The organism is Dolichospermum sp. FACHB-1091 (genome assembly GCF_014697585.1).
Classification (GTDB): Bacteria; Cyanobacteriota; Cyanobacteriia; order Cyanobacteriales; family Nostocaceae; genus Dolichospermum.
Genome location: NZ_JACJSB010000003.1, coordinates 26,190 through 52,460 on the forward strand (window position 1 = coordinate 26,190; position 26,271 = coordinate 52,460).

19 protein-coding genes, 2 tRNA genes, 2 pseudogenes and 1 other annotated feature are annotated in these 26,271 nt (G+C 40.4%); of the genes and pseudogenes, 14 read left to right on the forward strand and 9 right to left on the reverse strand.

What is annotated here, in order from left to right; genetic code table 11:
* Positions 1-29: 29 nt before the first annotated feature.
* On the reverse strand, positions 30-1,766 hold the full coding sequence (hflX, locus tag H6G25_RS02270; RefSeq protein WP_190391232.1) for a GTPase HflX: 1,737 nt from the start codon (positions 1,764-1,766) through the stop codon (positions 30-32).
* Between the two features lie 357 nt (positions 1,767-2,123).
* Between hflX and rplS the strand changes: the two genes are divergently transcribed.
* The 8 genes from rplS (at position 2,124) to rplL (ending at position 6,476) form a co-directional block, all read left to right on the forward strand.
* A complete protein-coding gene (rplS, locus tag H6G25_RS02275; protein ID WP_028084803.1) occupies positions 2,124-2,486 on the forward strand; it encodes a 50S ribosomal protein L19 in 363 nt (120 codons plus the stop codon).
* A gap of 161 nt (positions 2,487-2,647) precedes the next feature.
* A tRNA-Trp gene (locus tag H6G25_RS02280) sits at positions 2,648-2,720 on the forward strand.
* Between the two features lie 183 nt (positions 2,721-2,903).
* Positions 2,904-3,125, forward strand: a complete 222-nt coding sequence (secE, locus tag H6G25_RS02285) for a preprotein translocase subunit SecE (RefSeq protein ID WP_028091729.1) — start codon at positions 2,904-2,906, stop codon at positions 3,123-3,125.
* Positions 3,125-3,757 (forward strand): transcription termination/antitermination protein NusG, encoded by a 633-nt coding sequence (nusG, locus tag H6G25_RS02290; RefSeq protein ID WP_190391108.1) that lies wholly within the window; start codon positions 3,125-3,127, stop codon positions 3,755-3,757. The genes secE and nusG overlap by 1 nt, the downstream gene beginning before the upstream one ends.
* Before the next feature lie 6 nt (positions 3,758-3,763).
* Entirely contained in the window at positions 3,764-4,189 is a 426-nt protein-coding gene (gene rplK, locus H6G25_RS02295; RefSeq protein ID WP_028091730.1) for a 50S ribosomal protein L11, read from the forward strand.
* 129 nt (positions 4,190-4,318) lie between these two features.
* Positions 4,319-5,035, forward strand: coding sequence for a 50S ribosomal protein L1 (rplA, locus tag H6G25_RS02300; RefSeq protein ID WP_190391109.1), 717 nt, complete (start codon positions 4,319-4,321; stop codon positions 5,033-5,035).
* 95 nt (positions 5,036-5,130) lie between these two features.
* Positions 5,131-5,298: a sequence feature (ribosomal protein L10 leader region), on the forward strand.
* 136 nt (positions 5,299-5,434) lie between these two features.
* Positions 5,435-5,980 carry a 50S ribosomal protein L10 gene (gene rplJ, locus H6G25_RS02305; protein WP_028091732.1) on the forward strand — a complete coding sequence of 182 codons (546 nt, stop codon included), beginning with the start codon at positions 5,435-5,437 and terminating at the stop codon, positions 5,978-5,980.
* Positions 5,981-6,089: 109 nt separating this feature from the next.
* On the forward strand, positions 6,090-6,476 hold the full coding sequence (gene rplL, locus H6G25_RS02310; RefSeq protein ID WP_137908052.1) for a 50S ribosomal protein L7/L12: 387 nt from the start codon (positions 6,090-6,092) through the stop codon (positions 6,474-6,476).
* A gap of 158 nt (positions 6,477-6,634) precedes the next feature.
* Here the strand turns inward: rplL and H6G25_RS02315 are convergent, their stop codons facing one another.
* Positions 6,635-8,206, reverse strand: a complete 1,572-nt coding sequence (locus tag H6G25_RS02315; protein ID WP_190391110.1) for an NAD(P)H-hydrate dehydratase — start codon at positions 8,204-8,206, stop codon at positions 6,635-6,637.
* An 89-nt stretch (positions 8,207-8,295) separates the two neighbouring features.
* Positions 8,296-8,976 carry a hypothetical protein gene (locus H6G25_RS02320; protein WP_190391111.1) on the reverse strand — a complete coding sequence of 227 codons (681 nt, stop codon included), beginning with the start codon at positions 8,974-8,976 and terminating at the stop codon, positions 8,296-8,298.
* Between the two features lie 187 nt (positions 8,977-9,163).
* Between H6G25_RS02320 and mnmA the strand changes: the two genes are divergently transcribed.
* On the forward strand, positions 9,164-10,219 hold the full coding sequence (mnmA, locus tag H6G25_RS02325; RefSeq protein ID WP_190391112.1) for a tRNA 2-thiouridine(34) synthase MnmA: 1,056 nt from the start codon (positions 9,164-9,166) through the stop codon (positions 10,217-10,219).
* 351 nt (positions 10,220-10,570) lie between these two features.
* Here the strand turns inward: mnmA and H6G25_RS02330 are convergent.
* Positions 10,571-10,841, reverse strand: a pseudogene (locus tag H6G25_RS02330) (zinc ribbon domain-containing protein); the annotation flags it as partial.
* A gap of 16 nt (positions 10,842-10,857) precedes the next feature.
* A tRNA-Ala gene (locus H6G25_RS02335) sits at positions 10,858-10,930 on the reverse strand.
* 704 nt (positions 10,931-11,634) lie between these two features.
* Here H6G25_RS02335 and H6G25_RS20985 point away from each other — a divergent pair.
* Positions 11,635-12,050: pseudogene (locus H6G25_RS20985) on the forward strand (DUF4277 domain-containing protein).
* Positions 12,051-12,163: 113 nt separating this feature from the next.
* Here the strand turns inward: H6G25_RS20985 and H6G25_RS20990 are convergent.
* From H6G25_RS20990 to H6G25_RS20995, 3 genes are all read right to left on the reverse strand, one after another.
* Complete coding sequence (locus H6G25_RS20990) at positions 12,164-12,319, reverse strand: hypothetical protein (protein ID WP_242034863.1); 156 nt, start codon at positions 12,317-12,319, stop codon at positions 12,164-12,166.
* A gap of 109 nt (positions 12,320-12,428) precedes the next feature.
* Entirely contained in the window at positions 12,429-12,797 is a 369-nt protein-coding gene (locus H6G25_RS02345; protein WP_190391113.1) for a helix-turn-helix domain-containing protein, read from the reverse strand.
* Between the two features lie 406 nt (positions 12,798-13,203).
* Positions 13,204-21,318 (reverse strand): lectin-like protein, encoded by an 8,115-nt coding sequence (locus H6G25_RS20995; RefSeq protein WP_190391114.1) that lies wholly within the window; start codon positions 21,316-21,318, stop codon positions 13,204-13,206.
* Positions 21,319-21,595: 277 nt separating this feature from the next.
* Here H6G25_RS20995 and H6G25_RS02355 point away from each other — a divergent pair, with 277 nt between their 5' ends.
* The 4 genes from H6G25_RS02355 to H6G25_RS02370 all read left to right on the forward strand — a co-directional run bounded on the left by H6G25_RS02355 (position 21,596) and on the right by H6G25_RS02370 (position 25,025).
* On the forward strand, positions 21,596-21,901 hold the full coding sequence (locus H6G25_RS02355; RefSeq protein ID WP_190391115.1) for a helix-turn-helix transcriptional regulator: 306 nt from the start codon (positions 21,596-21,598) through the stop codon (positions 21,899-21,901).
* A gap of 31 nt (positions 21,902-21,932) precedes the next feature.
* Entirely contained in the window at positions 21,933-22,865 is a 933-nt protein-coding gene (locus tag H6G25_RS02360) for an NB-ARC domain-containing protein (RefSeq protein ID WP_199319638.1), read from the forward strand.
* A 499-nt stretch (positions 22,866-23,364) separates the two neighbouring features.
* A complete protein-coding gene (locus H6G25_RS02365; RefSeq protein WP_190391116.1) occupies positions 23,365-24,270 on the forward strand; it encodes a M48 family metallopeptidase in 906 nt (301 codons plus the stop codon).
* 254 nt (positions 24,271-24,524) lie between these two features.
* Complete coding sequence (locus H6G25_RS02370; protein ID WP_190371053.1) at positions 24,525-25,025, forward strand: 2TM domain-containing protein; 501 nt, start codon at positions 24,525-24,527, stop codon at positions 25,023-25,025.
* 45 nt (positions 25,026-25,070) lie between these two features.
* On the opposite strand, the gene prfA is transcribed toward H6G25_RS02370, so the two are convergent.
* The gene (gene prfA, locus H6G25_RS02375) at positions 25,071-26,171 is read right to left on the reverse strand and encodes a peptide chain release factor 1 (RefSeq protein WP_190391234.1); all 1,101 of its coding nucleotides are present in this window, start codon (positions 26,169-26,171) and stop codon (positions 25,071-25,073) included.
* Positions 26,172-26,271 lie beyond the last annotated feature (100 nt).

Here is a 26,271-nt window from a genome sequence, read left to right on the forward strand (position 1 = left end):
TCTTTGAGAAGTCGGAAATCTGAAAATCATCAACCACCATCAACAGCGTACTGAATAAGCAGTGATAGACGTTGACGTAAAGTTTCCATTCCTAAACGCTGACTAGCAGAAATGAAAACCGCTAGGGGAAACTCTTCCCGCGCTAAAGCCAGGGTTTCACTACTCACCTGATCAATTTTATTAAAAGCCACTAACGCTGGACCCGGTGTAATGGGCATTTGCGCGAGTATGTCCCGAACTGAGCGAATATGACTTAACCAAGCAGGATGAGATAAATCTACTAAATGCAATAAAGCATCTGCCTCTGTTACTTCCTCCAAAGTAGCGCGAAAGGCATCCATTAAAGACGCGGGTAATTCATGAATAAACCCTACAGTATCCGTCATTAAAGTTTCCTGGGGTGCGCCGGTTTCAGCGTGGGGAAGCATTAACCGCCGTGTGGTGGGGTCAAGGGTAGCAAATAATTGGTCAGCCGTGTATACTTCTGAATTAGTGAGAGCATTAAGTAAAGTAGATTTACCAGCATTGGTATAACCAACTAAAGCCACAGAGGGAACTTCTCGGTGTTGTCGCCGTTGACGTAATCTACAACGATGTGCTTGTAATTGATTAACTTCCTGTTGTAGTCGAGAAATGCGTTTTTGAATAGCCCGACGTTCCGTTTCTAGCTTGGTTTCACCAGGTCCCCTAGTTCCAATACCACCTCCCAATCTGGACATGGCTTGACCCCTGCCAGCGAGTCGTGGCATCATATACTCTAACTGCGCTAATTCTACCTGTAATTTACCAGCACCAGATTGAGCGCGTTGGGCAAAAATATCTAAAATTAATTCCGTACGGTCAACTACTCTGACCCCAATTTGGGACTCTAAATTGCGGACTTGGGAAGGTGAAAGATCACGGTCAAATACTACCAAATTAGCACCGAGAGTTTGCACCGTGAGAGCAACTTCTTGGACCTTACCTTCACCGATGACTGTTTGGGGATGAATACGCGATCGCTTTTGTTGTAAAGTCTGTAATACATCACCCCCTGCCGTATCTACCAACCGTGCCAATTCTGCTATAATATCCTCGAATTGTTGCGGGCTAGTATTATCCGTTAATACTCCTACAATGACCACCCGATCATGATCACCGTCCACTTCCTGAGCTACATATTCCCGACTAAATTCCGCTTCTAGATTTTCTACCAATTCGAGAAAATCCTGGTCAGCCAAAGCATCTAAACTTAGAGGCGGTGATATGTGGGAATATATACCAGGATCAGCCATACTAATATCAGAAGATTTAGTAGTCACTAACTGTCTATTATTAGCCACAAGGTGGGCTAAATAAGCTTCTTTCACGTATCCAGTTGCACCACCACCACGCTTAGTAAATCCGCCTCCAGTAATATTTAAAACTACTAAAGCATCCAATCTTTGTAAAGCCATAGCCGTCAATGCTGACTCATTTGGCGGTTCTGACTTGAGATTAGTAGATAAACAGCGAATTCCGCTCAGACGTTCAGCACCGTAGCGAGGTATTTCCATGGGCGGGATTTGAGTTTGACGCGGAGTACCCACACCAACCCGAATCACTTGTCCGCGACGGTTGATATAAGTACAAACAGGTTGATTAATTTCCGTACTAACTGCTGCAAGACGTTGTGCAAACTCAGATGTAGTAATACAATCCCCTGATATCCGCTGATGGTACAGCCGCTGGAGTTGTTTTAGCTGGCTGGACTTTAAACCTTGAATATTACCAAAAATAGTCTCTATAGGCGTTTAAGACCAGTTACCTGGTTCCCCCTGAATCCTGATACTGTCTATTTTACAACAGAAATTGGTTAGTTGACAGGTGATAGGTAATAGGTAATAGGTAATAGGTAATAGGTAATAGGTGATGTTTGACAGGTGATAGTTAATAGTTAATAGTTGTTAGTGGATAGTGGATAGGTGACAGTTGATAGTTGACAGTGGTTAGTTGTCAGTGGTCAGTGGTCATTAGTTAATTTTATTCTTCCTTCTTTCCTTCTAACTCCTAACTCAGTGAGTCTTTCAATAAATAGCTGGACTATGGGGCGATTATAGATTTATAATTAGTGATTGTGAGTTTTTTCAGAAAACAGAAAAGTAATGAACGCCCAAGAGATTATTCGCTCAATTGAAGCGGAACAATTGAAATCTGATTTACCTGATATCTATGTCGGTGACACAGTAAAAGTCGGAGTCAAAATCAAAGAAGGTACTAAATACCGCGTCCAACCCTACGAAGGTGTAGTTATAGCCATGCGGAATGGTGGTATTAACGAAACCATTACAGTTCGTAAGGTTTTCCAAGGTGTGGGTGTAGAACGGGTATTTTTACTCCATTCTCCCCGCATTGAGAGCATTAAGGTATTACGTCGTGGTAAAGTTAGACGTGCTAAACTTTACTATTTACGCGCCTTGGTCGGTAAAGCAACCCGCATTAAACAAAGATTCGACCGCGCCCTCTAATTCAAAATGGGGAATTAACAGACAAAACCCAAGCTGTGAGCGGCATTCGCCGCTAACTTGCCAAAAATAAAAAAATAAGTGACAATTTAGATGACAATTAGAGTCGAATTGTGCTAAACTAAAAAAAGTTAATCACAATGACCGGAAAGAGAAAAGCTTGTGCGCTCTTAGTTCAGTTGGTAGAACGCAGGTCTCCAAAACCTGATGTCGGGGGTTCAAGTCCTCCAGGGCGCGCTCAAAAAGAAAAATATTGCCCGAAGCAATAACGTCACTGCCAAAACAGCAGAAAGCGTCAATTATTTCGGGTATAATTTTTTTAAAATATAGCTTTCCTATTGCCAGTCAATTGAGGTAGAAACTGTAAACCTTGAAAAAATCACAAGGTGAAGCTATTCAAGAAACGAGGGTATAACGACTGTGGCCAAAAAAAACGAAGCAGAAATACCAGCAACCGAAAATGGGTTTAGCTTAAACAATTTTTTCCAAGGAACAAAGGAAGAACTTGAAAAAGTAGTTTGGCCCAGTCGGAAACAGTTGGTGAGTGAATCAGCAGCTGTACTATTAATGGTTACACTCTCCGCCTCCTTGATATACTTGGTCGATGGATTGTTCAGTTGGGCAGCAAAACAGGTGTTCTGATGACTTCTGCAACAGACGAACCACGTAATTTAGAATTGCAGTCGGAGGAAGCACTGGGAACAGCGTCTAAAGAGTTACGCTGGTATGCAGTGCAAGTAGCTTCCGGTTGTGAGAAAAGAGTAAAGACAAACTTAGAGCAACGTATCCAAACTTTTGATGTAGCTGATAGAATCATCCAAGTGGAAATTCCCCACACACCAACGGTGAAAATCCGTAAAGATGGTAAACGTCAGCCCTCAGAAGAAAAGGTTTTTCCTGGATATGTGTTAGTACGCATGGTAATGAATGATGATACATGGCAAGTGGTAAGAAATACCACCCACGTCATTAACTTTGTGGGCGCAGAGCAGAAACGTGGTAGCGGTAGAGGTCGTGGCCACGTGAAGCCAGTTCCCTTAAATCCTGCGGAAGTTGAACGCATATTCAAACAAGCCACGGAACAAGAACCAGTAGTCAAAATTGATATGGCTACAGGTGATAAGATAGTGGTGCTTTCTGGTCCATTTAAGGATTTTGAAGGCGAGGTAATTGAAGTTTCCCCAGAACGGAGTAAACTAAAAGCTCTACTCTCAATCTTTGGACGAGATACACCAGTAGAATTAGAATTTAATCAGGTTAAAAAACAGAGCTAAATACAAATGGCGAAGAAATTAGTAGCGGTCATTAAATTGGCCCTGAATGCTGGGAAAGCCAACCCAGCACCGCCAGTTGGTCCTGCACTGGGTCAACATGGTGTTAATATCATGATGTTCTGCAAAGAGTACAACGCTAAAACAGCAGACCAAGCGGGAATGGTGATACCAGTAGAAATTTCTGTTTATGAAGACAGAAGTTTTACATTTGTACTCAAAACTCCTCCAGCATCAGTATTGATTCGGAAAGCGGCGAAAATTGAAAGAGGCTCAGAGCAACCCAACAAAAAGAAAGTTGGTAGCATTAGTAGAAATCAATTACGGGAAATTGCTCAAACCAAACTTCCCGACCTCAACGCTAACGATATTGACGCAGCCATGAAAATCGTGGCAGGAACTGCGAAAAACATGGGCGTAACTATCACAGATTAATTAAGTGATTAAGTGATAAATTTTGAGTTTGTGCTTTTGAGTGAATAACTAATAGCCAAATCGAAAATCCAAAATCTAAAATCATATCGGGGGAGAAGCATAACTTCGAGATTACCCCAGGAGAAAAAAATGGCAAAAAAAGTATCACGCCGCTTGCGGGCGTTACTAGAAAAAGTAGAAGATAGGGATTATACGCCCTTAGAAGGATTAGCTCTGTTAAAAGAAACAGCAACCGCTAAATTTGCCGAAGCTGCTGAGGCTCATATCCGTTTAGGAATTGATCCTAAGTATACAGACCAGCAGTTACGGACAACAGTAGCATTACCTAAAGGAACGGGACAAATAATCCGGGTAGCAGTGATCGCTAGAGGGGAAAAAGTCACAGAAGCGACTAACGCTGGTGCTGATATAGCTGGTTCAGAAGAACTGATTGAGCAGATTCAGAAGGGCTTCATGGACTTTGATAAGCTGATTGCGACACCAGATGTAATGCCACAGGTAGCAAAGCTGGGTAAATTGCTAGGTCCGCGTGGTTTGATGCCGTCACCCAAGGGTGGTACAGTAACCTTTGATATTGGTAGTGCGATCGCCGAATTTAAAGCTGGTAAATTAGAATATCGGGCTGATCGGACTGGGATTGTTCATGTTATGTTTGGTAAGGCTGGTTTTGCACCTGAAGATTTATTAATCAACCTGAAGGCATTACAAGAGTCCATTGACCGTAACCGTCCTTCAGGTGCTAAAGGTCGTTATTGGCGGTCATTGTATGTGTCCTCGACTATGGGGCCATCAATTGCCATTGATATCAGCGCCTTACGGGAATTAAAACTCACTGAAGCTGCATAATTTGGTAATAGGTAATTGGTAATGGGTAATTGGTAATTGGTGATAGATGAGTATAATCAGCAATGACTAATGACCAATAACTAATCCTAATAACCAAAATTAAATAGATAAAGCCGGAGACAGCAGGTGCTAATAGCTTAATATCCTGCCGAGGTTGTAATTTTAACTATCTGAAGTTTAAACAGTCAAACTGTGACAACAACAGTATTAAAAATACCACTTTGAAACCCTGGCTAAGTTAGCTAGGGTTAACTGTTTTCGGCAGGTCAGCAAAAAGGTAATGGGTGATAAGTGACAGGTGACAGGAAATAGAGTCAAAACTAACAACTGACAACTGACAACTGACAACTGACAACTAACAACTGACCAATGACAACTGACATTGGAAGTGAGATAAGTATGGGAAGAACGTTAGAAAACAAAAAAGAGATAGTAGCTGATCTCAAGGAAACCTTGAGTAAGTCAACTTTAGCACTGGTAATTGATTATCAGGGGCTAACAGTTGCCGAAATCACCAATTTGCGTCAGCAACTCCGTCCTAGTGGTGCTATATGTAAGGTGACAAAAAACACCTTCATGGGCATTGCCATTAAGGATCAGAAAGAATGGGAGCCAATGTCGGAATTGCTGAAAGGCTCTTCTGCATTTCTGCTAGTTAAAGAAGATTTATCCGCGATTAAAGCTTATCAAGCATTCCAAAAAGCCACCAAGAAAACAGAAATTCGCGGTGGTGTCATGGAAGGTCGTGTCCTGAGTGAAGCTGATGTTAAGGCTCTAGGAGACTTACCATCTAAAGAACAACTCATGGGTCAAATCGCCGGTGCTATCAACGCTGTGGCTACCAAGCTGGCTGTTGGTATCAACGAAGTTCCCAGTTCCTTGGCTCGCGCTTTGCAAGCTATCGCTGAAAAAGAAAATGGTGATAGTTCCGAAAGTGCTTCTTAGTGTGTATTAGCAAATACATAACGCACTAATTAATGGTGGTGTGCTTAACCACTAACAAATGACAACTGACAAATCAAAACAAATCAAAAATTATTTAGGAGTTATATCCATGTCTGCTGCAACCGAACAAATTTTAGAACAATTGAAAGCCCTCACCTTATTAGAAGCTTCTGAATTAGTCAAGCAAATCGAAGAAGCCTTTGGTGTTAGCGCTGCTGCTACTGGTGGCATGATGATGATGGCCCCTGGTGCTGCTGCTCCTGCTGAAGAAGTAGTAGAAAAGACCGAGTTTGATGCAATTTTGGATTCTGTACCTGCTGATAAGAAGATTGCTGTCTTGAAGATTGTCCGTGAAATCACAGGTTTAGGTCTGAAAGAAGCTAAAGAACTGGTAGAAGCTGCTCCTAAAGCTGTTAAGGAAGGTGTAGCTAAGGACGCTGCTGAGGATATCAAGAAGCGGATTGAAGAAGCTGGTGGTAAGGTAGTAATTAAGTAGTTGTTATCTGGTAAAAGGTAATTGGTAATTATTACCTTTTGCTTTTCACCTTTTTTCCTAATTACTAACTTACGTTATAGCGGTTCTCGGTTGGGTAAAATACAATAACCCCACCCCCAACCCCCTCCCCGCAAGCGAGGAGGGGGATACGATGTATTTTATTTAAGTGCGTACCGCTCGCTGTATTGTCGCTTCAAGACTGGTAATAAATGTTGTGTCAGTGTAAAAGCATCAACTCCTAACTCTGTTCTTGCTTGTGCTGCTAAAATTCCTGCTTGAGAATGCCACCAAGTCGCACTTGCGACTACATCCTCCATGGTAAGTTCTGGGGGAGGAGTTTGTGCTAATAGTCCACCTAACAGGCCAGTTAATACATCACCGCTGCCTCCACGGGCTAAGGCCGGGGTGCTTTCGGGATTTATCCAAACACTACCTTGAGGATTAGATATAGCCGTTCTTGCCCCTTTGAGCAGGACTATCGCCCCACTTTCGTGGGCTGCTGCTTGTACTGATTTGACTCTATTTGTGTAATCAATATGGGGAAATAAACGCTTAAATTCTCCCGTGTGGGGTGTAATTACAGTGGCTGATTTTCGTGATTTTAATAGGGGAATAGTTCCTAATTGTGCGAGAATATTTAAAGCATCAGCATCGAGAATTAGAGGACATTCACATTCTATTATTTCGGGAAGAATAGAAATATTATCTGTAGTTAAACCCGGTCCGCAAGCAATTGTAGTAAATGAATTTAAGTCTATCAGGTGCGTTACGCTATCGCTAACACACCCTACTAATGGTAAATTAGCAATTGCTCCTTTTTCTGTTTCAGGACAACCGATAATTAACGCTTCTGGTAAATGGGAAACTAACAACATTTTTAGAGATTCTGGCACAGCAATTGATAACATTCCTACACCAGAAGCTCGCGCACCCAAACCTGTTAAAATTGCTCCACCTGCGTAACGTCGAGAACCACAAATTAATAGTAAATTTCCTTGTTTATATTTGTGAGTAATCAGGGGACGGGATAAGGGTAAGGTAGATAATGCTGTTGTTTTAGTAATGCGTTTGATTTGGGGAACATTATCTAAAACCGCATGAATATCTGTTAAGGGAATATGAAAATCAATTAATTCAGCTTTACCAATATAAGGTAATGCTTGTTCTTGTAATAAACCCTGTTTCCATAAACCCAAACAAAATGTATAACTTGCTTGAATAGCTGTTCCTAAAACCTCCCCTGTGTCTGTGTGTAAACCGGAAGGTATATCAATACTAATAATAGGCTGATTTCTTTGATTAAAATGATTAATTGCAGCAGCTATAGAGTCGGTAATTTCTCTTTCTAAACCAAAACCAAATAAACCATCAATTAAGAAATCACAATTTGGTAATTCGTTAATTTGTTGATAACAGGGAATTTTCAAACTTTGAATATATTGAAAATGTTGTGAAGTTAATTCTTTTAATTTAGAAAAAGGTTGATAAATCCAAACTTTATAACCGTGAAAATACAATTCACGCGCTACTACTAAAGCATCTCCTCCATTATGACCTGGACCTGCTAAAATGCCCACACATTTATCTGGAGAAATAATAGTTTGTAAGCGTTGGAAAATTAATCCCCCTACCTTTTCCATTAAAGCAGCTACAGGCATTCCCGCAGTAAATATTCTGGTTTCAATATCTCGCATTTGCGCTGCGGTAACTACAAATTGTTCTTTTGTCATTTGTCATTTGTCAGTTGTCAGTTGTCAATTACCCATTACCCATTACCAATTACCCATTACCAATTACCCATTACCCATTACCCATTACCCTATTTTCCATAATAAACTCTAGCATTACCATAACCTGAATTTTGGAAATAGCTATTCCATATTTCTGCTTCAGATTTATCCCTAAATGGTCCGACAGCTATATGCGCTCCTCGTGGTTGATTTCTCATAGATACACTAATATTTGCACTTATTTTCTGTCGAATTTCTCTGCCAAAGGAAGTTAAATTATTAGGATGACCGGGAATCACTACATAGTAGTATTTTCTTTCTTCCTGTTGACCAGAATAATTAGGTGTTATTTCTATGTTTGCATAATTAACAATTCTAGCACCAGGAATAGCATTTAATTCCAATTCTTTTACCCGGCTTTGGGCATTAGATTCTCCATTAAAAACGCCAGCTTGAATAACATTACGTCCATTATAATTGCGGATATAGGCACTCCTCTCAATTTGGCGAACTCTTTGCAAAATTTGGAAATCACTGCTATCAACATAAACAAAATATCGGTCAAAATTTTGGTTATACTGGTTCAATTCTCCTGCTTGCACTGGTGGTGACTTCACTAATGGCTGCGTCCCTTGTGATAAAAATTGGCTATTTATGGGGATTTGAGCCTGAACTGGACTATAATCAAACATTAACGCCCAATACCCACCCACAAGTAAAGAAAATATGGATAAAAAAGGAGTAAAGTGACTGACTGTTAGAGTTGGCATATTTGTTACCAGCTTTTGTGGAAGTTTTCTACTAGAATATTGATATTATTGTATTACGGATATATGAACTACCTCAACAGGAAAATTCCTTGTGTGTGCTATAATCGGACAGTCCCGCACTTTGTGGGAAAATAAAAAACTCCTTCCTTACGAAAATAAGCTGCAAGCACTGTGAAAAGTGTAAATTATGAAAAAAGTTGTCGTTGGTCTTTCGGGTGGCGTTGATAGTTCCGTAGCCGCCGCTATGCTCCACAATCAGGGCTATGATGTAATTGGTTTAACCCTCTGGCTGATGAAAGGCAAGGGGCAATGTTGCTCCGAAGGAATGATCGACGCGGCTGATATTTGTCAACAATTGGGTGTTCCCCATGAAGTTGTTGATATTCGGGATGTTTTTCAAAGGTCAATTGTTGATTTTTTGGTGACAGGTTATAGTGCGGGAATTACGCCATTACCTTGTTCTCAATGTAACAAAACGGTGAAATTTAGTCCAATGGTGGAATATGCAAGAGAAAAATTAGAATGTGATCGCATCGCTACAGGTCATTATGCCAAAATTCGTTACGATGACGCTACTAATCGTTACCAATTGTTACGAGCCGTTGACCGCAATAAAGATCAGTCTTATTTTCTCTATGATTTATCCCAAGATTTATTAGGGTCCGTAATTTTTCCCCTGGGTGACTTGAATAAAACAGATACCCGTAGAATTGCCACAGAATACAATTTAAAAACCGCTGATAAACCGGAAAGTCAAGATCTATGCTTGGTAGAAAGTAATGGTTCTATGCGGGCATTTTTAGATAAATATTTAGCTCCCAAATCAGGTGATATTGTTGATACTACTGGCAAAATTTTGGGACAACATGACGGTATTCATCATTACACCATTGGTCAGCGAAAAGGCTTAGGCATCGCTGCGGCTGAACCCTTGTATGTGATTTCCTTAGATGCTGTTAATAACAGGGTAGTTGTAGGCGATCGCACTAAAGGAACTCAGTCAGAATGTACAGTAAATCAAGTAAATTGGGTTTCTATTGCTGAACCAGTCACCCCCATTCGAGCAGAAGTACAAATTCGTTATCGTTCTCAACCGGTACCTGTGACAGTAATTCCTTTGGCAGATTCCCGCACGCGCTTAGTATTTGATGAAGCACAGTTTAGCATCACACCCGGACAAGCTGCGGTTTGGTACGACGAAGACAAGGTATTAGGTGGGGGAATTATTGAGCAGTTTAGGTGAGTGTGCGTTTCTCAGTGAATCCTAATAGAGGACATTAACTGAGCTTTACGTGAATTCGATGAACCTCAACACAAACCCGCTCCGCATCGGAGAGGGGCATATTGGTTTGTTTTTAGCAGCATAAAATCAGAGTTTTAAGCCTCTCCTGTTGCGGGGAGAGGTTTGGAGAGGGGTCAAATTATTTTCGTCTCAGGTGAGCTTTAAGATCCAGCACCCCAGGATTGTTGATATTAGACCTCTTGCACAATTGTTTCCGTGGTAAGATACGGGGTTTTAGGTTTTATGTATTTTTGGTGTTCTTTGCGAACGCAAATTCAACCATAGCCGTGTAACTCTAACTTTTATCTAAAATTAACACAAACCCCGATCATAACATAAAATTAATTTTGCAAGAGGTCTATTAATAGCCTCATTCAAATCTCTACACAAGTTTCCATGACATATTGGACAATTGCGTTTTCTTTGGAATAGAGGCTTTTTAACTTTTTGACAGACTACTAGAACATTCTTGGCTCGTGCCACTTGGGTTGACAACGATTACTTTCCAACCAGCATTTTCAGCTTGATTGGAAAGTATGGCTATGAACTGTCCCCGGCCGGCATCGTTGATACCTTTAGCCAACCATAGTATAATTGAATGGAGCTAAGCGGATTCGAACCGCTGACCCCCTCAATGCCATTGAGGTGCGCTACCAACTGCGCTATAACCCCGAAACCCTAGCTCACTAAGCTTTTTAGCTTATTGGTTAGTTTTTTTTAGTTGTCTCTTTTGTGATTATATGTCAATCTATGTCAATTCAGTCAAGATATTTATATTAAGAAATATTAAGTAGTGAATCAAGCTTGACACTGTAGAAACCAAAGCTTAGAATTTACACAGGCTATAGTCCCCCAAGTCAAGTTGAAAACAATGGTTAGTAAACTTTGGCTTACCCTACACCTGTGATGTAAAGCTTCGCGTTAGTACATCTAGGTGAACTAAATACCCAACCTACCTGGAGAGAAGTTTACAGGTCAACTCTCTTATGGATTTATGCTTTTTTTGGGTGTTTTAGGGGCTTATAATGTTCTTAATTATATTCAAATAAATCTTCTCACAAGAGGCTAGGTGTCTTTCTTGACAACCTAGCTGTGTGCTTACTATTGGTCATGACTCAATAAATCAATTTAACCCACATTCTGCACCCTGAACTGGCACAGATCAAAAAAGCCCTTAAAGTAGTACATAAAAACTAAAAATAAATTAAACAGAAAGAGTCTTAATGAGAAGAAGTAGCATTAAAAGGAGGGTGGTGTGAGAAAGTAAAGTTTCCTAAAGATGCCGAAAGAAAAAGAAAATTCAAGATGATTAAAAAATTTATTATTCAGAAAGCAACAAATGAGAGAATCATAATAGACAAGTGGAGAAAACTGTTATGAAATTAAAACCCCAAGAAATAGAAATTCAGAACATAGACCATCTAGGGATAGTAGCAGGAATCATAGATTCAATCGGAATAGTAGAAATAATAAATGAATTAATAGGAGTCGAAAAAGACGAAAAAGTAAATGCAGGTCAAGTAGTAAAAGCCATGATAATAAACGGGTTAGGATTTGTCTCTAAACCGTTATATATGTTTCCTAAATATTTTGAAACAATCGCTTGTGAACATCTAATAGAAGAGTAAAACCAGAATATCTCAACGACGATAAACTGGGGAGAGTCATGGATAAACTATTTATCAAAGGATTAGATACAATATTTTTTATCATTGCTTTAAAAGCAGCACAAAAATTTGGAGTATCACTATCAACATCACATCTAGACTCATCATCAATGCACGTACATTGACAGTATAACACTAGCTTACCAGAAGTAATATTTGAGAGTCAAAAAGTAGTCAATAACCAAGAATTAGAAGAAATAGCAGTAAAATCACCAAAAGAAATAACCATCACTTATGGTTATTCCCGTGACCACAGACCAGATTTAAAACAGTTCATCATAGAAATGATATGTTCAGGAGATGGAGACATACCAATATTTTTAAAACTAGCATCGGGAAACCAAGCTGACTCATCATGTTTTGGTAAAATAGCACTAGCAAACAACCTTGACATTCCTAAATTTATCCCAGATTCATCTACAAATACTAAGTTTCTAATATCAATTGTATCTAGCCAACGACGATAATCATGCCTTAATTCTTGTACCCGTGGCGTATCTTGCTCACTCTTCTTTTAGACTTTTTTTATGACGTAATCCCAACTTTTTTAAAGCACGATGCATGGTCGGGATACTGACATTAATTCCTGTGCTTTCCCTAAAGCGAGCGCATAATTCTGAAAGTAGTAAATCATTTTTTTCATCGAGCCAAGACTTAATCATGTTCAGATATTCATCTTCAATTATAGGCTTTTCGTATCCTCCACATTGCTTTGGTTCAATTTGTCCAGTTTCACGATAACGACGCAGTAAGTCTCTTATAAATGATAAACTGACCTTAAATCTTTCTGCTAACTGGCGTTGAGACCCTTCTTTAGCAACCCAGGCCATAATCACGCGACTACGCAAATCTATTGAATAAGGTGTTGGCATATAATTTAACAATATATTTATTCTAGTTTACCTCATTTTCTGGCTTAACTACATGAAAATCGCTGTAATTTCCCCGGCTGATACAAAACTTTACAAAATTAATAGCTATTCCTTCAACAATTTTAGCCATAAATTTACTCAGAAATGATCTAATTTGAGCGATCGCCAAAATTCCCTATTGACTTGACAAAAAAGTGATATCTAACCTTTCTAATTCTTTTAGTCATCAAAAGACAACTTCTGCTATGAGACTGGGAATTAATTCCCAGTTGGGTTATGGGTTTTACGTTAAGTTGACACCAATAATCACTGCTAAACCCTTACATATCCCATCAATAACAAGAATAATGTAGAGACGTTTTATGAAACATCTCTACAAAGTGGTTTACCTCAAGAATACCAGAAACTACACTAAGGTAGTAGTAAAGTTACTGATTCCTAAAGTACCAGTTAAACCTGTCACCTCAATAATGGCATCCGTAGTGGCACTAAATCCTGCGGTAGCATCATTAATAGCGACAAAAGTACGAGTACCAAAGGTGAATTGAGCCGCAGAGTTAGCTGTAAAAGTAGCATTAGTTAACCTAGCTGCAATTCCGGTTGCATCAAGTGTTGCCACAGGTGTGGTAACATTATTGAACACGCTGCGGGCCGTGGAAACAAGGAATAAATCATTGCCAGTATTAGCATTGAAGTCGGTAATGACATCAAAGTTACTGAAAACAGAATCAGCTAAAGTGCGGTAGTCAAAACGGTCTGCTCCCAGCCCTCCAGTTAAGGTATCTTTTCCAAATCCTCCAGTGAGGATGTCATTACCAGCACCACCGTTGAGGATGTTATTAGCACCGTTACCAGTAATGACGTTATTACCAGCGTTACCTGTACCGTTGGCTGCTGCTGTTCCTGTTAAAGTCAGATTTTCAACATTGGTTACGGTAGCAATAGTGTAAGTAACACTAGATTGAATGGTATCTGTACCACCACTGGCATTTTCGGTAATGGTGTCAGTGGTGCTATCTACAACGTAAATATCATTGCCTAAACCACCAATTAAGGTATCTGTACCTGCACCACCGTTGAGGATGTTATTAGCACCGTTACCAGTAATGACGTTATTACCCGCGTTACCAGTACCGTTAATTGCTGCTGTTCCTGTTAAAGTCAGGTTTTCAACGTTAGCAAGAGTCGCAATCGTGTAAGTAACACTAGATTGAATGGTGTCTGTACCACCGCTGGCATTTTCGGTAATGGTGTCAGTGGTGCTATCTACAACGTAAATATCGTTGCCTAAACCACCAATTAGGGTATCTGTACCAGCACCACCATTAAGGGTGTTATTAGCACCGTTACCAGTGATGACGTTATTACCTGCGTTACCAGTACCGTTAATGGCTGCTGTTCCTGTCAGTGTCAGGTTTTCCACGTTAGCAAGAGCAAGAGTCGCAATCGTGTAAGTAACACTAGATTGAATGGTGTCTGTACCACCGCTGGCATTTTCGGTAATGGTGTCAGTGGTGCTATCTACAACGTAAATATCGTTGCCTAAACCACCAATTAAGGTATCATTGCCAGCACCACCATCAAGGATGTTATTAGCAGTGTTACCAGTAATGACGTTATTGAGTTCGTTACCAGTACCGTTAATGGCTGCTGTTCCTGTCAGTGTCAGGTTTTCCACGTTAGTAGCAAGAGTTAAGGTGACACTAGATTGAATAGTATCTGTACCCTCGTTGGCATTTTCGGTAATGATGTCAGTGGTGCTATCTACAACGTAAATATCGTTGCCTAAACCACCAATTAAGGTATCTGTACCAGCACCACCATCAAGGATGTTATTAGCACTGTTACCAGTGATGACGTTATTGAGTTCGTTACCAGTACCGTTAATGGCTGCTGTTCCTGTCAGTGTCAGGTTTTCCACGTTGGTAGCAAGAGTTAAGGTGACACTAGATTGAATAGTATCTGTACCCTCGTTGGCATTTTCGGTAATGGTGTCAGTGGTGCTATCTACGATGTAAGTATCATCCCCTGTACCGCCTATGAGGATGTCACTGGCTACAATAATAGATGCTCCATTAGTCAAAGTACCATTATTGCCTTTGGCTAAGTCGGTAATTGTCGAGCCAGCAACGTTGTCAAAATTCCAGTAACCAGCTAAGTTAGCTTCATTTCCAGTCAGAGTTTGGTTCAGGTTTGCCTGAATTTCTTGCTGAGTCCTGGCTTTATTCCAAATACGAACTTCGTCAATGTCGCCGTTGAAGAATCGTTCTGCTCCATTTCCCTTCGCACCAATTGTCCAATTCTCATTAACCTGCAATGCTCCTACGCTGGAGGCAGTAGAATTAACGAGTACACCGTTGCGGTAGAGGTTCCATGCCTGAGCCTGACTATCATATACTCCAGCCAGATGAACCCAATTGCCAATATCTGCGCTGGGTATAACAAAGGTAGCCATGTAATCTGTACCATTCCAAGAGCCAATTTGATATTGACCATTCCATAGCCTCAGAAATACTGCACTAAAAGGATTATAACTATCATCGTGAGCGACAATATCCCGCAGTCCATCTGTAGCTTTTACTTTCACCCAAGCTTCTATGGTAATCTCTCCTGTGAAATTCAGGTGAGATGGATTGTTGAGATTCACATAGTCATTGACACCATCTAAAGACAGTAAAGAATCCCTACTACCACCATTAAGAGTGTCGTTACCTGCACCACCATCAAGGATGTTATTAGCAGCGTTACCTGTAATGACGTTATTGAGTTCGTTACCTGTACCGTTAATTACTGCTGTTCCTGTCAGGGTCAGGTTTTCAACGTTAGCAGCCAAAATACTGTAAGTAACACTGGATTGAATGGTATCCGTACCTTCGTTGGCATTTTCGGTAATGGTGTCAGTGGTGCTATCTACAACGTAAATATCGTTGCCTAAACCACCAATTAGGGTATCATTGCCAGCACCACCATCAAGGATGTTATTAGCACTGTTACCAGTGATGACGTTATTACCCGCGTTACCTGTACCGTTAATTGCTGCTGTTCCTGTCAGGGTCAGGTTTTCTACGTTAGCGGCTAAAATAGTGTAAGTAACACTAGATTGAATGGTGTCTATACCTGCGTTAGCATTTTCGGTAATGGTATCAGTGGTGCTATCTACAACGTAAATATCGTTGCCTAAACCACCAATTAGGGTATCATTGCCAGCACCACCATCAAGGATGTTATTAGCAGTGTTACCAGTAATGACGTTATTGAGTTCGTTACCAGTACCGTTAATGGCTGCTGTTCCCGTTAGGGTCAGATTTTCGACGTTGGTAGCAAGAGTTAAGGTGACACTAGATTGAATAGTATCTGTACCCTCGTTGACATTTTCGGTAATGGTGTCAGTGGTGCTATCTACAACGTAAATATCGTTGCCTAAACCACCAATTAGGGTATCTATACCAGCACCACCATCAAGGGTATCATTACCCGCACCACCATTGAGGATGTCATTAGCATTTACGATTTCAACAATGCCTCTTAGAATTGCGGTACTACCAGAATCATTCCATTTACCATTACTGTACATATGCACATAATCTTCTACCCCATTGGCATCATTTGGTTCACCAGGAGACCAGTTAGTATAAGTAGAGGTTTCACCGCTGGCCCACCTGAACTGGCCTTCTGTCACCTCATCTGTAAACCCAATCCACAGTAATTCACTACCACCAAAGGTACTGACTAACCAATCCTGCTCGGCTTGACTATTGACAGTGACAAGATTTCCGCCTAAACTCTGTGCCTGAGCTTGAGTTTGTTGCCATGTTCCAGCAGTGGTTAACAGATATGTGTTGCCGTTGTAGTTAAATAAGGTAGATCCGCCGTAAGATGCGACATCGCCATATAGCAGATCATTACCATCTTCACCATTGAGGGTGTCATTACCAGCACCACCATCAAGGATGTTATTAGCACTGTTACCTGTGATGACGTTATTACCTGCGTTACCAGTACCGTTAATTACTGCTGTTCCTGTCAGAGTTAGGTTTTCAACGTTGGTAGCAAGAGTTAAGGTGACACTAGATTGAATAGTATCTGTACCCTCATTGGCATTTTCGGTAATGATTTCAGTGGTGCTATCAACAATGTAGATATCATCACCCAAACCACCAATTAGGGTATCTGTACCAGCACCACCATTGAGGGTGTCATTACCAGCACCACCGTTGAGGATGTCATTAGCACCTACGATTTCAATGATGCTTCTAAAAGAAGCGCTACCGAAATCATTCCATTTACCAGCCCCACCCCAATTCATCCCCACATAATCTTCTCCCCCATTGGCATCATTTGGTTCACCAGGAGACCAGTTAGTATAAGTAGAGGTTTCACCGCTTACCCACCTGAACTGGCCTTCTGTCACCTCATCTGTAAACCCAATCCACAGTAATTCACTACCACCAAAGGTACTGACTAACCAATCCTGCTCGGCTTGATTATTGACAGTGACAAGATTTCCGCCTAAACTCTGTGCCTGAGCTTGAGTTTGTTGCCATGTTCCAGCAGTGGTTAACAGATATGTGTTGCCGTTGTAGTTAAATAAGGTAGATCCGCCGTAAGATGCGACATCGCCATATAGCAGATCATTACCATCTTCACCATTGAGGGTGTCATTACCAGCACCACCATCAAGGATGTTATTAGCACTGTTACCTGTGATGACGTTATTACCCGCGTTACCTGTACCGTTAATTGCTGCTGTTCCTGTCAGTGTCAGATTTTCGACGTTGGTAGCAAGAGTCAAGGTGACACTAGATTGTATAGTATCTGTACCTTCATTGGCATTTTCGGTAATGATGTCAGTGGTGCTATCTACAACGTAAATATCGTTGCCTAAACCACCAATTTGAGTATCTGTACCTGCACCACCATCAAGGATGTCATTACCATCACCACCATCAAGGAAGTCATTACCAGCACCACCATTGAAGGTATCATTACCTGAACGTCCCTCAAAAGCATCATCATATTGTGTGCCAATGATATCAAAACGTTCAATGTTGGAAAACTTAACTAACTCATAATTATCATTAGTTCCAGAACGATGGTAGATGACATTATTGTTTTGAAATCCTAAATGAATACCTACACTAGCACTAGTCTTGTTACTGTAATCTACTTGCAGTAGGTCATTACCATCGCCGCCATCAACTGTATCAGTGGAGTATTGGCTATAACCTGGGTTAAGAATATCATCACCCGCACCACCTTTAAGGATATCGCTACCCGCACCACCAATTAAGGTATCATTGCCATCTTCGCCATCAATGACATCCTGATATTGACTACCTATAAGGTTGTCATTTCCTGCCCTACCCTCTAAATTTATGGGTAATCCGTCATCTGGGGCAACTTGTAAGTCACTGTAATTGATAGTATCGTTGTAGACAGTACCTGTAACTGATTCAACGGTTTTGAAGTTGGTACTATTACTACTGGTGATAGAAATTCCTACCGCATTCAGTGAATAATTAACCTGGTCATATCCTGTACCACCATCAATAGTGTCATTCACTCCACCGGGTACAATGAAATCATCCCCATCACCACCATATATTTCGTTACTGCCATTATTACCACCTCCCGCCAGAATATCATCACCAGCATTACCGTATATTTTGACAGAGCCGACAGTGGGGTTATTTTTATCAACATAGATATAATCCCCGGCAATAGTTCCAGTGTAGATTGCACCACTAACTGCTACTTCACTAGAATCATTAAGGGTCTTACCGATAACACTAAGGGTCTTACCGATAACACTATTGGCTGACTCTGACTTGCTAACTAACAAGCTTTGGATAAATTGCGCTAAACCAATATTCTGACCATTTACAAGTCCCTGAAGATTTGAAGCAATGTTAATTTTCAAAAAAGGTATAGACGCATTGGTTCCGTCGTAAAGTGCAACTAATACCGCATTTTGACTACCCGCCGCTAAAGTAAAAGTGTAGTTCTGATTGCCAGTTAGCTTGGGTAAGGTTATGGTGTCTATCCCTGGTTCAAAATCCAGAATCTCCACCAAAGAACGGCTTTGGGTGATGTTAACGGTTCCCCAGCCATTTGCTCCTTGACCATCAAAGAAGTTACCGAGTTGATTTAACTTGGCATTAGTTTCTTTGATGTCTAAAAAGTAGTTTGCTGCTATATTCGCTATAGTATTAGCTCCCTTAGCAGCAGCAGCAGCAGCACTAATCAAACCATTCCCTATGCCTGTAATATTAATTCCTTGTGCCACTCCCGAAGCAATATCTATACCTGCTTGAATGGAGGCATGAGCCATATTCGCAATTCTACGTTCATTCTTAATATCCCAGTTGGGTGTTACTATCGTTGTGGCTAGATCTTTGAGTTTACCTGCATTGAAATCTAGCCCAACTATCCCAGATGAGCCTTCAAGAGAGATATTAAATATATCACCGCCTTGCCCACCGGAAACCTGTTGAGATGTAGTTAAGCCGTCGTAGGATCTGAGTTGGAAAATATCAGGACCAAAACCGCCGATAACACTAATGGTAAGTTTTTCGGGTTTAGCTAAACTGAAAAACTGAGATTGAGGATTACCCCCCACTGCACCATAGTGATTGATTTCAATGATGCCTCTTTGAGACCAGGTACTGGGGTAATCATTCCATTTACCAGCCCCACCCCAATTCATCCCCGCATAATCTTCATTCCCGAGATTATTTGGTTCACCAGTATTCCAATTCCAGTTAGTATTAGTATAAGTATAGGTTTCACCGCTAGCCCACCTGAACTGGTCTTCTGTCACCTCATCTGTCAACCCAATCCACAGTAATTCACTACCACCAAAGGTACTGACTAACCAATCCTGCTCGGCTTGATTGTTGACGGTGACAAGATTTCCCCCTAAACTCTGTGCCTGATCTTGAGCTTGTTTCCATGTTCCAGGACCTGTTAAGAGATACTTACTGCCGTTATACTCGTAAAACTTGTTTTCAATAATGCCTCTGAGTTGACCTGTACCTAAATCATCCCACTGTCCCGGAGAAAGATAATTAATATACACATAATCTTGAACATGGCCTGCACTATCAGATGGTTCATTTCCAGCCCAGTTAAGGTAGATAGATGTTTCACCACTCGCCCACTTGTATTGGCCTGCTGTCTCCTCATCTGTCAAGCCAATCCATAGCCGTTCCGTAGGACCAAAAGTATTGACTAACCAATCCTGCTCGGCTTGATTGTTGACGGTGACAAGATTTCCTCCTAAACTCTGTGCCTGTGCTTGAGCTTGTTGCCATGTTCCAGCGGTAGTGTGGCGATAAATAGACCCGTTATACTCATAGAGATTGGGATTAGTGGGGAAGGAGACAGCGTTGATTGTACCGTTGTTGGTATAGTTAACGTTGGTATAGTCTCTGGCAATGGTTGCGGTTGTGCCAATGGATTGGACTGTACCTCCATTGACAAAAATGTTCGCACCAAGAGCTTGACCATTATTTGCACCAGTACCACCTGTGGCTAAGTTGCCAGTAAAAACGCTATTTAGTAGGGTTAAATTTGCACCAGAGTTAACGAAGATCGCACCTCCTAAACCAGCACCACCGCCACCTTGACCACCATTAGCTCCTGCGACACCACTTGTATCACCATACCATTCACCTCGTTTACCACCAGCACCACCAGCACCATTGCCACCAAATTGACCAGCAGTACCAGCACTGCCGCCAGATCCCTGATATTTATCCGACCATTTACCACCAGCACCACCACCGCCACCGCCACCGCCACCGCCAGCACCAAAACCACCAGCACCACCAGCACCACCAACACCACCATTCCAACTCCAAGCACCACCATTATGGTCGCCACCGGCACCACCGCCGCCGCCGCCACCGCCTACTCCAAAACTACCCGCAGCACCAGCAGCACCAGCACCACCAGCACCACCCTCTACTGTATTCCCGCCAACACCACCTGATGAAGCAGAACCACCATTTAATCCTCCACCTCCGCCTCCGGCTTGACCATTATCACCATTACGATTTCTACCGTAATATTCTCCTCCATGACCACCTCTACCTGCATTGCTGTTGGCATTACCACCAACAGCCCTGTTACCGGTAAAAGTGATATTATTCAGGGTGACATTCCCTGCATTAATAAACAGCGCCCCCCCAGCGCCTAAACCACCGCCACCACCACCGTTACCATCGCCTCCTCTGGCTAAACCATTAGCAAAGGTCAGTCTGGAGAAAGTAACACTAGCACCATTTACCGCAAGAATTTGATAGGCATTTTGACCACTAATGGTGGTGTTACCATCATCAACAAAATTGATATCGTTACCTGTATTCAGATTGCCGAGAGAACTGTTGAGATTAATTGTGCCGCTGACGCTGGTGAGATCAATGATATCTACTCCAACTGCATTACCCGCATCAATGATGGCTTGACGCAAAGAACCTGCGCCACTGTCGTTATTGTTGGTGACTGTAAATCTTGCCATGAAGATAACCCTCTATCTATAGGAAAAATCCTTCTAGTTAAATAGACTATTCCACTGCTAACTGACTTCCGTACTAAGAAACACTGACTTCATCTGACTTCATCTGACTTGAGAGCTAATTTTGACACCAAAAAACAAAACAATCATGTCATCTATCTAAAGATAGATTTACATGACGGATTGATTATGAGAAGATATCACTCATAACATCTGGAATTTAGTCAAATCTGTTTGAAAGAGTGAATTATTGCCGTCTTGATGTAAATTATTTAACATTATGTCAAAGTCAATTAAGGTAAGCAATGACCGTATTCAACAGGTTAATATGGCACTTGGACTTAATGGCTACCCCAGCCAAAGAGCTTTAGCTTATGATACTGGATTGTCCTTAGCTACAATTAGTAATTTCCTGACTGGTAAACCTGTTAGTTATACAAGCTTTGAAGAACTGTGTCGTAAATTAAATCTAGATTGGCAAGAAATTACTACCAGTGTTCAAGTAATATCTACCCCCCGCATACGCACAAATACGCAAAAAAAAACCAAATGCAAATCAATTTCTAGACTGGGGAACTGCAATTGATATTTCAGAATTTTACGGATATAGCCAAGAACTGACACAATTACAGTCATGGATTTTACAAGATGGTTGTCGTGTACTGGGATTATTCGGTATGGTTGGAGTTGGAAAAACAACTTTAGCCACCCAACTAGCAAAACAAATTCAAGATCAATTTGATTACGTTTTTTGGCGTTCTGTGCCTACTGTCTTGTCTTTTGATGAGATGATCACTGATATGCTATCCTTGATGTCCAATTACAAGGAAAGTAAACCCAATATTCATCGAATTATCCATTATTTGCGTGCCTATCGTTGTCTGATTATCTTGGATGACATCGAAACAGATTTAGATGCGTTTGATAGCAAATATAATCATATTATCCAAGTAATTGCGAAAACCAATCATCAAAGCTGTCTAATTTTCACCTGTCGAAATCAACCTGACCAAATTAGTTTACTGGAAAATTGGTCATCCTCAGTGCGTTCTTTGAGATTGTTTGGTTCTTTTAAAACAGCGTTTTCCTTGATACAATCAAAACCACTATTGGGGACAGAACAACAAAAATATGAATTATGCGATTTATATGGTAATAATCCTTTAAAAATTCAAATAGCTGTTAATGCGATCATCAAATTATTTAATGGTGATATTAGCAAATTTCTAGCACAGAATACCCTATTAGTCAGTTATCATCTTCACAGGTTGCTAGAACAACAGTTAAATTGTCTCTGTGAGCTAGAAAAGCAAATCATCTATTATTTGGCAACTAATTCGCAATTAACAACAATTACTGATTTAGCAAATATATTACCTGATATTTCTAGATCCCATTTTTGGCAAGCAATAGAAAGGCTAAATTTACGCTCTTTAATTCAGGAAAAAGCAGGTAAATATACTTTGCAACCTGTAGTTATGGAGTACGTTATGGAACAATTTAAACCAAAACCTGTATTAGAATTGGTGAATAAAAATATGGGTTTGTAAACAATAACTTGACCATTGTTTGTAGGTTCGGTTGAACGAAGTGAAACCCAACAAATGCGCCGAAACTTTGTAAATAGGATAGAATATCTGGCTTAGTTCCTCAAAGTTCTTTGCAATAGCAAACATCTTCTAGAAGCGATCGCTCTGGTAAAATGACAAAGTCAAGTTAGAATAGAGTAAATTCTGGCTAAAGGTTTTTAAAAGTATAGTATAAAATATACATAAGCGACAAAACATTTAGATGAAAACTCGAAAATATTGGGTTTTGTTCCTCAACTCAACCTACGAATATATTTGAGTTTTGAACGGGATTTTTTTACGTTTGCGGAGGGTGTCATTAGCTATATAATTTAATTATATTAATAATATTACCAAATTAACCCACTAAGTAGGAGAACGCAAAAAAAAACCGACATAAGTAACGAAAAGTAAAGTTGCCCAAAACCTCTTCCCTGTTCCCTTGTCATAACGACAATTTTTAACGCCAACCTACTTACCCATGACAAAAAAAATATTAACTGGAATCAGTTCAACAGCTTACGAACACCCTTTTGATCGAAAAGCTTTGGCTTCTTTACAAAATATGCCTGGTATTTCTCCTTTACTGAAAAAAGTCAATGAATATGGTATTGATCGTTTACTGAGATTACAAAGTATTGCTAGTGAAATCAGAGTTACTCCCCGGAATTTTCCTCAATTGTATCAACCTTTGCTAGAAGCTTGTCAAATTCTGGATGTAACAACTATTCCTGAATTGTATTTGTTTCGAGGCACAGGACATATTAAAACCTATATCATTGGCGTAGAAAAACCTATTATTGGGATTAATATTGAAGCAATGGAATGGTTAAACTATGATGAATTACTATTTATTTTTGGATACGAAATTGCTAGAATTAAAAGTCAACATATGATTTATCATCAAATATCAATTGTCATGCCGGCATTAAAAATATGGTTAAGTAGTACCACATTAGGATTAGGAGGATTAATCGCTAGTGGTGTAGAATTAGCGTTATATAATTGGGTAATGATGGCAAAATTTACAGCAGACCGTGCAGGTTTATTAGCTTGTCAAAATATTGATGTTGCAACTACCGCATTAATGAAACTTGCGGGTTTACCAGAAGAGTATTTAACCCCTAATGTCATCGAAGATTTCCTAATTCAATCCCGCGAATTTACTGCTAATAGTGTTGATAATCTAGATCAAGTTACGAAAATATTAAGTTATTCAGAATCTCATCTTTCTTGGTTAGTCATGCGAACTGGTGAATTATTAAAATGGGTTGATTCGGGAGCATATAATCGTTTAATTCAAGATGAAAATATCAACACACCAGTAACAGAAGAAATACCCGAAACAGGAGAAAAAGAAGGATGGAATTTTTTAAATTCTTGGTAATTTAACTGGGTATTGCTGTTAGAGATTTCCCAATAAAAATATCTCAAAATAAATTCATCAGTCTTCATCTGTGTTAATCTGCGTTAATCTGCGGTTAATTATTCTTCAAATCTTCATCTAAGCACAGATACCACTCTAGAACACACAGGAAAGAACTAAACCAGAATAGATTTAAATTTGCTAACCTGGAAGTAGTACCAATATTGCTGATAGTAGTGTGGTTCTCTATCAAAACGTTTATTTGAGCAAGAATTATGACAGAATTTAATTCTCATACCCTGCGTTCCTATACTCAAGAGGATGTACAGCAAATCCTACAATTAGCAATTTCTCGTCAAGTCAATGACAATAATCAAGAATTTTCCTATCAACAGATATTGGAAATTGCTAAAGAGTTACAAATATCACCTGATAATCTCCAACAAGCGGAACGAGATTGGTTGGTTAAACAAAGCGAAGTCGAACAGCGTCAAGCTTTTAATCTTTATCGTCGCAGTAAATTTAAAAAACGTCTCGGAAATTACGCAATTATTAACATTTTTTTCCTAGCCATGGATTCCCTAAGTGGCGGTATTTCTTGGTCACTTTATATCTTAGTCGCTTCTGCATTAGCCATATCTTTAGATATTTGGAATACTTTTCAAACTAAAGGGGAAGATTACGAAATCGCTTTTCAAAGATGGAATCGCAACCATCAAATTAAACAAACAATTAATACAGTTTTAAATAAGTGGTTTAAGGTATTTAGTCCTTAAACCTGAGAACAGTTAACTATCTATTTTTCCTGTTTCCTGTGATAATTAGCTACTAGAACCGGAGGCGGCTAATTCTGCTAACCGTTCTTGTTGGTCTTGAGATATACAAGACTGTATCACGGTTTCTATATCACCCTCCAAGACAGGATTAAGGCCAAAATTTTGACCTAAACGGTGGTCAGTCACCCGGTTATCTTTATAATTGTAGGTACGAATCTTTTCCGAACGAGAACCTGTACCAACTTGGGATCTCCGCATGGAAGTTACAGCATCCTGTTGTTCTCGCAGTTTTAATTCATACAATTTAGCCCGGAGAATTTGCATCGCCCGTTCTTTATTCTGTAACTGACTACGTTCTTCTGTACAGAAAATCCGAATACCTGTAGGTTTGTGAAATAAGTCAGCTGCTGTTTCCACCTTATTCACGTTTTGTCCACCCGCACCACCGGAACGGGCTGTACTCATTTCAATATCTTTCGGATCAATATGGACTTCCACTTCATCCACTTCCGGCATAATCGCTATAGTAGCGGTAGAAGTGTGAACCCTTCCCCCAGATTCCGTTGCTGGTACGCGCTGTACACGATGTACACCAGATTCAAACTTGAGTTTACTATAAACACTATCACCTTGAATTTCTAGAATTACCTCTTTAAAACCGCCCATTTCCCCAGGGGACTCGCTGACTAACTTCACCTTCCAACCTTGGTTATCAGCATACCGGGAATACATTCGCAGTAAATCTCCTGCCCAGATACTTGCTTCATCACCACCCGTACCAGCGCGGATTTCCAACATAATGTTTTTATCATCGTTGGGGTCACGGGGTAACAGCAATACCTTTAAGCGACTTTCTAAATATTCTAGCTTTTCTTCTAGTTCGCTAACTTCCAATGCGGCCATCTCATGCAACTCTAGGTCGCTATTAGACTCTTTGAGTATTTGACGGGCCCCTACCAATTCATCCTGGGCTGTTTTCCAAGTTTCATAGGTATTAACTACCTCTTCCAAAGAAGAACGAGACTTAGCAATTTTTTGATACTCATCAGGATTACTAGCGGTATCAGGATCAGCTAAACGGCGTGTTAATTCATTAAAGGTTTGTTCAACGGATTTAAGTTTCGACCGTAAGTATAATTCTGCCATGATGACTATAAATGCTCCTAAAAAATAACAAGTTGGCTCAAGCATAAAATGAGAAGCGACCCAGCGCAGTGCGGGGTCGTCTATGGCTTCCGCCATGCAC